This is a genomic window from Bacteroidota bacterium, assembly GCA_008933805.1.
In the GTDB taxonomy this organism is placed as follows: domain Bacteria; phylum Bacteroidota; class Bacteroidia; order UBA8524; family UBA8524; genus SB11.
The window spans coordinates 16,521-28,892 of the sequence record WBUH01000027.1 but is presented as its reverse complement, the minus strand read 5'-3'; the positions used below and the strand labels follow the sequence as shown (position 1 = coordinate 28,892).

The window sequence follows — 12,372 nt, the reverse complement described above, 5'->3', positions numbered from 1 at the left end:
ATAAAAAAAGCATCTATTTTTCTAATGGGTACAACATAGGTACAGCGACTTAGTTGTTTAGGTAAAGCGGTTTTAACTCCAATGAGATAGCAACAGTGAGTGCCATTTGCTCTTTCGGGTCGGATTCAGCAATGTAGCGAAGGTAGCAATTTGACTTTAAGACTTCGGCTGCCTTTTGGGGGCTTTTTAATTGGGTCAGGATAAAGGCTGTCCGTTTGGTCAGTATTTCGTTGCGGAGATTGCTGGTAAAATTGATATACAGAGGGGTCTCTTCTAAGGTGTCATCTACAAGGCAGATGAGATACACCCCGCCTGTTTGGGGTAATTTATCGGTGTCCATCGTGCTGTACTTGTACGCGGGACGGTTTAAAAACAGTTTTGCCCTTTGTTGCAGGTCATTCCATCGGTGTGCGGGTTGCATCATCTTGTTTCAGGTAAAGGGTTTAAAATAGCCGCACCGATTGGTGCGGCTATGGTGTAAAAACACTGTGCATCCCTTCAAATGGGACTATTATATAAATTGGAGTTGTAGCTATTTTAAAATAACTATTCTGTGGGTTTCAGCAATTGCACCGTCTTGTGAGTTAATGCGCAATAAGTAGGTGCCATTTGCCAGTTGGTCAGTTGTAATCTCAAACAAAGGCTGGTTAGCTCCTTTAAGGGTCTCGTTAATTAGAACCCTGCCCATTAAATCGTAAACTTGGAAGGTATATTCCTTTTCCTCATCCGTTTCTATTGATACGCTCACAACATTTGAAGCGGGGTTGGGGTACACTTTGGTCTCAATTTTTGCAATAGGTTCTTCTGTTTCAGGTACAGAGCTTTCTTCATCCGTTTTGTTTGCCGTTTGCAATGCTTTGTAACCATTATTTTGGTCTTGACAGAACGCCTCAATTTCACTTTGAGATGTTTCGGGGTTCTTGCCGAAGTTTGAGAATGCAGCTACATTTTTAAACCTGATTTTGTTGCTGATATTCGTATTTCCCGATACAAAACGGATGCTTTTTGTTGCATGAAGTTCTGCTTTATAGCCCGTTTGAACGTCAATATTTCCATTCAGTTCTATTTGCTCCGCGTTCACATAAATTGTTGTCCCATCGGTTTTAAAAACAAACGGGTCGGTGGTTTCAATGGTTTCGTTAGTTAATACCAATAACGGTTGTTTTACCAAAGTTAGTTTGCTAAGGTCAGAGGTTGTATCAAACAGGTTGATGCCCAAGCTGTCATTAAACAACAAATACGTGAAACTTTGAAAAGTACTGTTTTGCAGTCCGTTGCTTCCTAATTGGTTAAAATACATATCTGCGGCCACCTTCATTTTGATTTGTTTAATTTTGAATAAGGGGTCGGGACCGTTAAAGCAGGTTAAGAACTCCCCCTGTTGGGTAGTGCTGTGACCGTTATCATCTGTAATTGTCCAAATAGCTGCTTTCTCTTCGGTATTAAAAATGGTTGAAAAATCCCCGTCAAAAAGAACCTCCCCTATGTCGTACACATTTTGCCACTTACTCTCCAATACAATTTTATAGGGTTCGCCTGCCACGGGAGGAAACGCATTTCTGACGAAAAGGTTGTCGCTTTGGTTTTCAACATGAAAGTTGTTAAAGCAAGTAGAGTCCTGCAATTTATTTTCCAATTCAACCACAAAACTCGCATACACCTTTGTTTGAATGTCGTCAAAATCTAACGCCCTGTTAAGTTTGTATTTAAGAGGCTCTTTAAAACGCAAAAACAACTTGTAATCTTGTTTCCATGTTTGTTGTTTCACATGGATAGTTTCAACAATCATAGGGTTGGCAGGGCTTATAACCTGTGGGGCGGTAATAAATTCATTTGTCAGCGTTTTGGTCAACGAATTGGTAAATAGTTTATTAATACGGGGTTTTCGCAACAAGGCAAATAGTCCCACTGCGTTATTATAAGCAGGGTAATTTTGCGGTGTTAAGTCTTGAGGGTACTTGTAAGTACCAGGAGTGAGGAAATTAGTAACCTGAATTGAAGCAACATCTGTAATTGAACCAGTTAACCTCATTTCACTGAAAGAGGCCGTAGGCATGGTTGGGCGTTGCGGAGCGGTCATAAAGTCTTTCCCGAAATTACCCGTAACCACCATATCCAACGCCTTGCCCAACTCACCTTTTACCGCCTTGCTGGCTTCTTCGCCCCATTTTTTTGCCGTTGTGGTATCCGACGAAGCAGCACCGTTGATATTTACCAAGGCACGTACTGCAATACCCCCGATGGCAGTGGCTACAAATGCTCCTGAATTGTTTAGTACCCCGTTTTTTGCCGCCAAAATAATTTGCCTGATGGCTTGGTTCATGGGTGAGTTAAAGCTCTGCAAACGGGTGTCATAGTCCCGCAGTTGTTTATCGTAATTGTCCAATAAAGAACCGAACGATTTGAACAATAAGGAACCGCCTGAACCTGAGTTCGCCGCAGCCTCTATTGACTCATTGGTAAGAAAATCAGCATCGAACGCATTAATGTTTTGTTGCTGGCCTACAATCCGGCCAAATAAATTAATATTTTGGTCTTTTACTGATTTGAAATCTAGTGTTAACTGACTCTCGTGTTCACACACACAAGGGTCGTACCCCAACTGAAAATCACTTGACCACCAAAGTCGGTGGTTGTTTTTATTGTGAAAATTTATAGAACTTACAAAGGTCTGTTCTGTTGTCTCATCTAAGGTTTTGTCATATCCAGATAAATGTCTGAAAATGCCAGTTTTTTTCGTATTACTTAGGTTTGGATGTCCTAAAATCATTCTAACACTATCCACTTGGTTAAAATCGGTAAAGAGGTTCGCAAACACACGCAGCTTTCCTGTATAGCGGTTGTAAAGGATTATGTACGGAACTCGGGCATTGGCCAAACCTAACGGGTCTGTCAATATTCGGTTAGGGTTTTTGAAATTTAGTGGCTCACCGTTGGGATAATACCCCGTATTCATCCACATCAACTCCCACCCGTCTTCCCAATGGATGTCTTTTTGTGCGGGCGCTCCCAACGTAGGTTGCTGTAAATATTGGTACTCAGTACCCATCGAAGAACTAAAGGGACTTACCAATGAAAGTGTACCTCCTGTAAATCCCGGCAACACCCACCCTGCGGTTGGGTTCAGTATTATATCACTAAAACCTGCTCCGCCAATTTTAGCAAAATCAAAGGTATTAAGCCAGGGGTTTACCTTGCCCGGAAAGTAAGTGGCCAATTCATCGTTAGTAGGGTTATCGTGTTGGGTTCGGATTAACCGTACACAATTTTGCGCGCAAAGCTGCGCAGAGGACAGTATAAATACTGCCCCGAAAAATATATTTTTCAGGTTCATTTTTTAGATAGTTAAATTAATTGGATATTTTCCTGCCTCGAAATATATAAGGCTTTGATGCGTATGTATATTTAAACACAATTTGATTAGTATGAGGGTCTATCTTGAAGTGAGACACTCCCAGATTGCCAAAGCTACTTTCGGTTCTAATCAATTCGGTATTAGAAGTCGGAATACCGCCACCTACAAAAGTGTCATTAATACCAGTAAGGTTTGTATATCTGTAAAGGCCATACGTGCAACTGTCAGTATAGCTATAGTCCTTAAAGTTTTTTATGGTTATTATGCTGCTATCTTGATTACTTCCATCCCATTTACCTTTAAAAACTCCAAAAATGGCCAAACTGCACAAGGGCACTATTTTAAACTTTTTAATGATTGTGTCCATACCATTGTCGGTAGGGAAACAGTTTCTATTAGCGTCTTTCTCCACCACCAATTTCACAGAATACTCTCCAAAAGGCACACTATAAAACTCACGCAAAAAAGACCGACTGGTAATAGTTTCCGCCCCCAATGTCCAGGTATATTTCGCGTCCTTTAAAGGACTTCTGAACTGTATTTCGGTAGTTGGAAAAATGGTGTCTTCAGAATATAGAATAGAATCACCTAAAAAAGGACCGAGGTCAAGCCTTTGTTCAATTATTATATCCGCCGTTACAGGTTTTTGCCCGTAACAAGGGTCGTAGTTTACACAAGCGGGATTGGTGGGGTCAAAACAGTCGTTTTTATCAGGTTTGCAACTGTTTAGGCTTGTTACTAATGCACCTGCTGCTATAATGATTATTATATAGTTAAATAGTCTCATACAGATTTTACATTAATTGGATATTTTTCTGCCCCGGAATATGTAATGTGTATTGCCGATGTAGTAGTCGAATAAAACAGTTTTGTTTTCAACATTTATTCTAAAATCAGCATTCCCAAGGATAATTGATTGAGGGTCTTCATTAATCATCCTCGAGTTTGAAATAAATACATTTGAGGATATTACGGTATCATTTAGCCCTTTTATGTTTGTAAATCTAATTAGTGCATTTCCACAACTATCCGCGTAATTCATACTTTCAAACGAACGCAAGCTAATAAGACTGCTATCGTTTGTAAGGTTATCCCACTTTCCCTTAAATACACCAATAATTGCTAAATTGCATAAAGGCACTATTTTGAATTTTTTGGTAATTGTATCCATACCATTATCGGCAGGAAAACAATTTTTATCAGCATCCTTCTCCACCACTAATTTCACTGAATACTCCCCAAAGGGCACACTAACACCAAAAAAACTGCGTTCAAAAGTTTGATTTGATAATGTCTCTGCGCCCAATGTCCACGTATATTTTGCTCCATTTAGCGGGCAACTAAAGCGAATTTGAGAGTGGGGGAAAATAGTATCATCTTCAAAGTAGAGACGACTAAGACTATCTGTGCCAAAGTTTTTAACCCTTTGTGAAATCTTGATATCCGCTGTTATTGGTTTTTGCCCGTAACAAGGGTCATAGTTTACGCAAGCAGGATTAGTGGGTTCAAAGCAGTCGTTTTTATCGGGTTTACAATCCGATAAAAAAACTAACAATAAAGACAATATCAAAAGCAGTGGCAATCGCATATCAGTGCTAATTATATCAAAGATACTATTCTTTTTCATTTGTAAGACTGTCCAAACGCTTCAAAAGTTCCTCGTTTTGCTTTTGCAATAGTTCGTTCTGTCTTTTAAGTTCATCCAATTGTTTTTGTTGTTCAATGGCATACAAGGTAAGCTCTTCAACTTTTTGAACCACTGTTGTCGTAACTGTGCCCAGCGATAAGCCTTTTTCTTCCACCTCTTTTGCTGAGGGCATTTGGGGTAAGTGGCCTAAGCTGTCTATTTGTTTTTCCAACTCCAATAGTGGTATTAAGATATAGTTCTTTGCAAAAACATAATCCGGCCAAGCCAAATCGGTTTGGGTTAAAAACACATCATTTTTGCAGGCAATTCCGCCGTTAACAGCAAGTTTAAACCCGAATGTCTCATCGGTGCCTATACCTACGCTGCCATTAGTACGCAAGGTTATCCCGTTTTGCCAAGTAATTTGGTTGTAACAATTGGCAACACCTACCTGCCAACGCATCACGCTGCGCTGTAAATCTTGGGTAATGCGAGAACTGAAATTGGGAATTGCTGCCCCTGACTGGTAGGAAAAATTAGGCATATTAAATGCCCTTGCACGGCCATAACCACTGCTATCGTTGTAGCAATTCCAACAAATAGAACCATCGTTACCAGCAGGGCCACCAATAATCATTTTATTTAGTGTACCTATGCCGATTTGAGGGGTAAATGGCAGCACATTTACAGGGCAATAGGTTCCGACAGGTTCGGGCGGGCCTTGCGGGTCTTGAGCCTTTGCAAACGATGCTGAGAATACACAAGCAACAGTGATAACTAAACGTAGTTTAGCAGTTAGTTTTTGAAAATTTTGTTTCATGAAGAGTGATAATTAAATAATGATTAAAAATGTTATTGATAAATGTGTGATTGGCCAAATGATAGCGCATCTGTTTTATCATAGTTTGTAGTGCTAAACTATGGGATGCGTTTGTTTTACCCTTTGCAAAATTTGCAAAGGGGTAGGAAAAGTTTACGGAAAAATGCAAGCTGACAATAAACATCGCAATGTGGTTAAACATAAAAAACTCAAAAAGGGCGTGTACCCCATACTTGTTGCACAGATAGGCTCGCGAAAGCCCTGTACAGCAACAGCATGAAGGCGGCACGCCCTTTTTAAGGGCGTGTCCTCCGATGCAGTTCTGCCGTACATAAGTTTCGCGATTTATCTGTACAGAACTATCATCAGGACACGTTATATGTTATCCTTATTGACTAAGTTTCGATGTTTCTATTCACCTACAAATGTAGTAAACAACACTCCGTTGCACAATAGCCAACAACACGTTGTTTTTAGAAACATACTGCTTTTGTTTGTATAAAGAGCATGGTTTTTGTGCTGCTGCACCCCAAACAGTAAAACAGTGGTGCAAACATTAATAATGTTGATTATAAATAACAGGGTGAAAACACGGTATTTTACATTATTTGACAGGAAAAATATTTCAATTCCTGCAAGGTACGATGAGGTATACCGGTTGGCCTTTAGCTGTTTTGTTAACGGCAAAACTGTGAAGCAACTTAAAACTGAAGACTAAAAGGCTATCTTTGGGATACCAACAACTACATTTCTGTACGGTGATATGGCAAAAACGGCATTTTCGTCAACGCAAAAAATCGTGAAACTCCTTGCAGGAGGCCAATCTCCAAAAAAGTAATGGTACAAGTGAGCATTTAGTTAGGATAGGACTGAGACTCTTTTGGCCAAGTACTTCAATCTCAGTACCTGTACAAGTGAGCATTCAACCGAGAGGGGACTGAGACAGGAAGCATTACCCCTGCAGATGAGTTGTCCAAATAGCCAAAAACACAGCGTTGGCATCTTGTAACAACACGTTGTTGGGATTTTTCAATACCTTGTTTTTAACCCACAAACACACTGTTTTACTGCCGTGATAGTGTGTTTCTGAAAATCAAAAAACCAGTATTTACGGGCAGTTACCTTGTGTGTGGTTGATATTAGTGTATATGTAAGAGGTAACTATTTACAGTCCTAAACAGAGGTAAAATCCACCGTTTTTTGGCATTTTCCAACAACACGTTGTTGATGCTGTGTTGCACAGGTAGTGTTCCACTTGTTCGAAACATCAAGAGCTTTACCTCCCGATTACAACAATAAAACGTAGTAAGGCGTCTTATTTATGTAGTACAAATATGAAACTAAGAATAGTTAAGAAGGCAACAATTTGTCCTAAAAGCATTTTAATATTACTTTTATTATGTGCAATAAATGGTAAGGCACAAAAACAGGAGATTAATACCCTTATACACGAAGTTAGCAAAGACAGTCTTGAAATATCAGTATTTAAGCTAACAGGAAAACTGCCAGTGGTGATAAATGGAAATTCCGACACTATTAAAACCCGGTTTTCATACAATCTTGGTAATGAAAAAGCCTTCAGCTATATCAAACAGGAATTACTGAAATATGGTTTAACTACTGATTCTATGATTTTTACTGCAAAAGGAAAAAATCTTTTTGGGATAAAAATGGGGTATAAGTATCCTAATAAACGCTTTTTTATCGGTGCACATTATGATAATGCACTATCATCTGCTGTTGTTCCGGGTGCAGATGACAATGCAAGTGGAACTGCGGCAGTATTAGAAGTTGCCAGAATTTTTTCAAGATTTAATTTCCCTTATACTGTAGTATTTGCGTTTTGGGATGAAGAAGAACAGGGTGCCTTGGGAAGCAAATTTTATACGGCAACGATAGGGAACGCACCGTGGAACTTTATGGGCTATATTAACCTTGATATGATAGGTTGGGATGGAAATAATGATGACGTTGCCGATTTGCATGTGCGTAATTCGGCAAACTCACTGCAACTTGCTGATAAGGCTGAAAAATGCAACGTATTGTATAATATTGGCCTTACTCTTCATGTGGTTAACCCGGGTAGCCCTGCAACAGACCATTATCCATTTTGGGAAAATGGTTTAACCGCAATAGGAATAAATGAGGAATATGATAATGATTTCAATCCCTACTGGCATACTTTAGCTGATTCAGCAGGACAGATTAATTTTGATTTTTTTCAGCGATGTACAAAACTTGCGTTAGCAACCCTGGCCGAGTGTATTACTGACACTATTTCTACCCTTGGTACGGATAATTTTTCACAGGAAGAGTTTGATGTATGGCCAAACCCCTGTGGAGATTACACCAATATTATGTTTGGGAAAGAGATGGAATACCCGGTGAAGGTTGTTGTAGCAGATTTATACGGGCGAACGTTGACGGAACAGACATTTATGCCCACTGGGAATATATTTGCCTTAGAGCTTCCGAAGGATTTGCCAACCGGTACGTATATTTTAAAATTATATAATCAGTCATCCGTAAGTACTAAAAAAGTATTAAAATATTAGCAGCTTAAACCGGCTAACTATGGCAAAAATCTCTGATAAATTTCCCTTTTGGTAAGCATAGCTGTTTTCTTGTTTTGCATCAATGAACAACACCCTTACTTACGTTTTAACTAACGAGCCTTATGGCATTGAGGGATTGGAGGCATGACGTCTATATTTACATAAAAAGCACCCCCAAAGAAAGGAGGTGCTTAACTGAAAGTATAGTCTTTAAGGCTTACGCTGAAAAGTTATTTTTGATTTATAGTTTTTGAAATTTCTTAAAAACTGTTTTCCCGGCTTCATCTGTATAGCTAAGTGTATAAACACCTGAAGAAAGAATACTGACATCTATGCCATTTTTTGTTGCATCATAAGAAATCACTTGTTGCAGTTGACCCAGTACATTAAAAATTTTTACTTGCCCGGGTTTTAAGTTTTTGTGTTCAACATAAAGACGATTGCCGGCAGGGTTTGGATATAAGAGTATTGACGATTCTGCTTCAAAATGTTCAACGCCAACCGTCCATGTGTCATAATATATCGTGTCTTTTATTGCATTGCTGCTGTCGCTAAGCTTGTGTATGGTAATTCCAAGGCCTCCGCTCCCTGCTATTTTGTTAGGGTATATGTATAAATTCAAGACACCCGAATCCCCGGCTTCCAATTCAAAAGAACTTGAATATATGGCGGTATCATAACACAGATTTTTGTCACAAAGCGTAGAACCCCACCCATTAAGCACCATACTTTTGTTTAATTTCCAAACAAAAGTGTCTTTTACAGTCCCTGTGTTTTTTACATAACCATATCCAATGAGTTCAAATTCTGCTGAAGACCCACTCACGTGTTTATTAATTACCCGATAGGTAAATTGTGCTTTAGCAGTTACTATTCCTGCAAATAGTGTTAAGATTAGAATTGTGTTTTTCATAAAAATTTACTTTTTGTTTAATGGTTATAATTTTTTCTTAATAAAAGGTCCTATGAATAAGTTTGGTAGTATTACTAAAAAGGATAAAAGTATCCAAGGCCAATCCCAGTTATGAGTATTATCTATGCTATATATTATAGTCCCTACAGGTATGGCAACTCTTGAAAGAAAAGCCAACTCCATGCAGATTTTATTTTTCGCAGGAGCTGCTTTTTTTTGAAGCCGTATCTTTTTGCCTGTCAACAGCTTATAATATCTTATTATTTCGATTAATAAGACAGCTACTAAGGCAAACCTGAATATATATTCCAAAAGAATATCCATACAATGAGGTTATACCTTATATGTATTCAAAATTTTCTGAAGGTCTTCTGGAATATCCATTGGCTTTAATGGTGGGACGTTTGCTCCGCCGGTATTACCTACTGGTATTTCACCAACAAAAGACTTAATGCCACCGATAACCAGCCTTGGAATTTGACCAAGAATTTCTCTGACATTCTTTATTTTAAAAGCGAACCTCATCATGCGCCAATGTGCCTGTGTATGTGGGATAGGCCACGGTTGACCAAGTATATGGGCACGTTCAAGATGGTGCCATGATTGCTGTAACTGACCCTGCGAAAAATACTGGCGGGCAAGACTTAACTCGTGCTTAAAATATTCTTTTAGCCCGGTGGGCATTTTTGTGTAAAGTTTCATAATGTATATTTCATTTTTTGAATACGTATTGCATTTAATATCGCAAGGAGCGCTACGCCCACATCGGCAAAAACAGCCTCCCACATAGTGGCAATGCCGCCGGCACCCAATACCAGCACAATTATTTTCACCCCAAACGCAAAGGCTATATTTTGCCAAACTATGCGGTTTGTAGTTTTGGCAATTTTTATAGCTTGGGCAATTTTGGATGGCTGGTCGGTTTGTATCACCACATCGGCGGTTTCAATAGCTGCATCACTTCCAAGGCCGCCCATAGCCATTCCCACATCGCTGACTGCCAATACCGGCGCATCATTAATACCATCGCCCACAAAGGCTATTACCCTGATTTTATCTCTTTTTAGCTCCTCCACTTTCTCCACTTTATTTTCGGGCAATAAGCCGCCATAAGCCGCATCAATACCAAGTGCTTTCGCTATTTTGTCAACCACCGACTGTTTATCGCCCGATAGCATTACTGTTTTAATGTTTTTTTTATGGAGTTGCTCAATGGCATTTTTACTGTCATCTTTCAACTCATCGGCAATGGTAATGTAGCCCGCCAGTTGATTACCAATGCCTACTATAACAATTGTATCGGTTACTGCCGTTATTTTGTCGTCTATTGCTATACCTGCTTTTTCCATCAACCGCACATTGCCTGCCCATACCTGCCTGCCATTTATGATAGCCTTCAGTCCATGCCCGCTTATTTCTTCAAGGTTGTCAATGCGTATGCCGTTTGTTTTTTCGCCTACATAGGCTACTACTGCTTTGGCAATGGGGTGGCCTGATTGTGCCTCAAGTGCTGCTGCTATCGGTAGCCATTCATTTTCAGAAAAATCATAGCTTACCACTTCCTGCACTTTAAATACGCCTTTGGTGAGTGTACCTGTTTTATCCATCACCACGGTATTTACACGGGTCATCAAATCAAGAAAATTGGACCCTTTGAAAAGAATGCCATTGCGTGATGCTGCGCCGATACCGCCAAAGTATCCCAGCGGTATAGATATTACCAGCGCACAGGGGCAAGATATTACGAGGAAGACAAGGGCACGGTACAACCAATCATTAAGCACATAATCGGTTACAAAAAAATAGGGTAACAGTGTAATGCATACTGCAAGGGCAACCACCACCGGTGTATAGATACGTGAAAATTTGCGGATAAACTGCTCGGTTTGTGCTTTGCGCGTAGTGGCTTCCTGCACCATAAACAGGATACGCGCAAGTGAACTGTCGTTAAACAATTTGGTTACCTTCAGTTCTGTTGCTTTTTCCTGATTTATCATGCCCGCCAATACCTGTCCTCCTTTTGTAATGGTTACGGGCTGGCTTTCGCCCGTAAGTGCAGCAGTATTAAACGTACTGCTTTGGGTTAGCATTTCACCGTCAAGGGGCACTTTTTCTCCCGGTTTCACCCGTATAATATCGCCGGGCTTAACATCCTGAGGACTGGTTTCAATAACATTGTCCCCATTAACAACGTAGGCTTTATCAGGCCTTACATCCAGCAATGCTTTTATACTGCGTTTGGCGCGGTTCACGGCAAGGTCTTGGAATATCTCGCCTACGGTATAAAAAAGCATTACCGCGACGCCTTCGGGATATTCACCAATATAAAAAGCCCCAATGGTAGCAATACTCATCAGGATAAACTCAGTAAACACATCCCCTTTTACTACCAGCCTTATACCTTTACCTATCACGGGCAATCCTACGGGCAGGTAGGCGGCTATATACCATGCAAAACGTACCCATCCTTTAAAAAAAGCAGGTGTTAACCACTCATCAAAGGCTATACCCGTAAGCAGTAGTACAAAACTTGCCATTACGGGCAGGTAGGTTTTTAAAGAGTTATCATCTCCGCCATGTTTGTGGTCATGTTCGTCTTCACCTTCATGCTCATGATTGTGGTGGTGCTTTCTGGTAGATTTTTGAATGCTTTTAGGCCTCACTCCGGCTTGTTTGATAGCATCAAGCACGGTTTGCCTATCAGTAACCGTTTGGTTAAATTCAATCCTGATATGCCCCGTAGCTGCTACTGAAACTTCTTCCAAGCCTTTTACCTGCTTCAATTCGTTTTCAATTGCTTTTGCTTCAATGATATCGCGGAAGGCTTTTGCTTCAACCAGCAAATGGCCATAATGGCTTGTTACCTGTGCACCAGCAGCTGTTGCCAGCTTTTGAATTTCGGACAGGGAAATAATATTTGGTTCATAGTGAAAGCAAAGTTGCGCCGGAGCATTGTTATTGTCCTGCACAACGTGCACTTTGTTGAGCCCTTTATGCTTTTGCAGTATCGCTATAAGACGTTCGACGCAAGCATCTCTTTCATCGGCAATATCGGGCAATATAATACTGATATTGATTTTGACTTTTTCCATGATGTTTTTA

Annotated in this window: 10 protein-coding genes; 1 reads left to right on the top strand and 9 read right to left on the bottom strand. The window is 40.0% G+C overall.

All coding sequences use genetic code 11. The annotated features are described in order from the left end of the window. Positions 1-49: 49 nt before the first annotated feature. The 5 genes from F9K23_18275 to F9K23_18255 form a co-directional block, all read right to left on the bottom strand. Positions 50-424 carry a hypothetical protein gene (locus tag F9K23_18275; protein KAB2912972.1) on the bottom strand — a complete coding sequence of 125 codons (375 nt, stop codon included), beginning with the start codon at positions 422-424 and terminating at the stop codon, positions 50-52. 108 nt (positions 425-532) lie between these two features. Further along, positions 533-3,334 carry a T9SS type A sorting domain-containing protein gene (locus F9K23_18270; protein ID KAB2912971.1) on the bottom strand — a complete coding sequence of 934 codons (2,802 nt, stop codon included), beginning with the start codon at positions 3,332-3,334 and terminating at the stop codon, positions 533-535. A gap of 16 nt (positions 3,335-3,350) precedes the next feature. After that, positions 3,351-4,142, bottom strand: coding sequence for a hypothetical protein (locus F9K23_18265; GenBank protein ID KAB2912970.1), 792 nt, complete (start codon positions 4,140-4,142; stop codon positions 3,351-3,353). 12 nt (positions 4,143-4,154) lie between these two features. Then, positions 4,155-4,982 (bottom strand): hypothetical protein, encoded by an 828-nt coding sequence (locus F9K23_18260; GenBank protein KAB2912969.1) that lies wholly within the window; start codon positions 4,980-4,982, stop codon positions 4,155-4,157. Next, positions 4,969-5,802 carry a hypothetical protein gene (locus tag F9K23_18255; GenBank protein ID KAB2912968.1) on the bottom strand — a complete coding sequence of 278 codons (834 nt, stop codon included), beginning with the start codon at positions 5,800-5,802 and terminating at the stop codon, positions 4,969-4,971. The genes F9K23_18260 and F9K23_18255 overlap by 14 nt, the downstream gene beginning before the upstream one ends. 1,334 nt (positions 5,803-7,136) lie before the next feature. On the opposite strand from F9K23_18255, the gene F9K23_18250 reads away from it, so the two are divergent. After that, positions 7,137-8,357: a M20/M25/M40 family metallo-hydrolase gene (locus tag F9K23_18250; protein KAB2912967.1), complete on the top strand. Its 1,221-nt coding sequence runs from the start codon at positions 7,137-7,139 to the stop codon at positions 8,355-8,357. Between the two features lie 241 nt (positions 8,358-8,598). On the opposite strand, the gene F9K23_18245 is transcribed toward F9K23_18250, so the two are convergent. The 4 genes from F9K23_18245 to cadA are packed head-to-tail and all read right to left on the bottom strand — an operon-like array spanning position 8,599 to position 12,362. Further along, the gene (locus tag F9K23_18245) at positions 8,599-9,270 is read right to left on the bottom strand and encodes a T9SS type A sorting domain-containing protein (GenBank protein KAB2912966.1); all 672 of its coding nucleotides are present in this window, start codon (positions 9,268-9,270) and stop codon (positions 8,599-8,601) included. A 24-nt stretch (positions 9,271-9,294) separates the two neighbouring features. Next, entirely contained in the window at positions 9,295-9,594 is a 300-nt protein-coding gene (locus tag F9K23_18240) for a hypothetical protein (protein ID KAB2912965.1), read from the bottom strand. Positions 9,595-9,603: 9 nt separating this feature from the next. After that, positions 9,604-9,972, bottom strand: coding sequence for a DUF3703 domain-containing protein (locus tag F9K23_18235; protein KAB2912964.1), 369 nt, complete (start codon positions 9,970-9,972; stop codon positions 9,604-9,606). After that, positions 9,969-12,362: a cadmium-translocating P-type ATPase gene (gene cadA / locus F9K23_18230; protein ID KAB2912963.1), complete on the bottom strand. Its 2,394-nt coding sequence runs from the start codon at positions 12,360-12,362 to the stop codon at positions 9,969-9,971. Before cadA ends, F9K23_18235 begins: the two co-directional genes overlap by 4 nt. Positions 12,363-12,372: the final 10 nt, after the last annotated feature.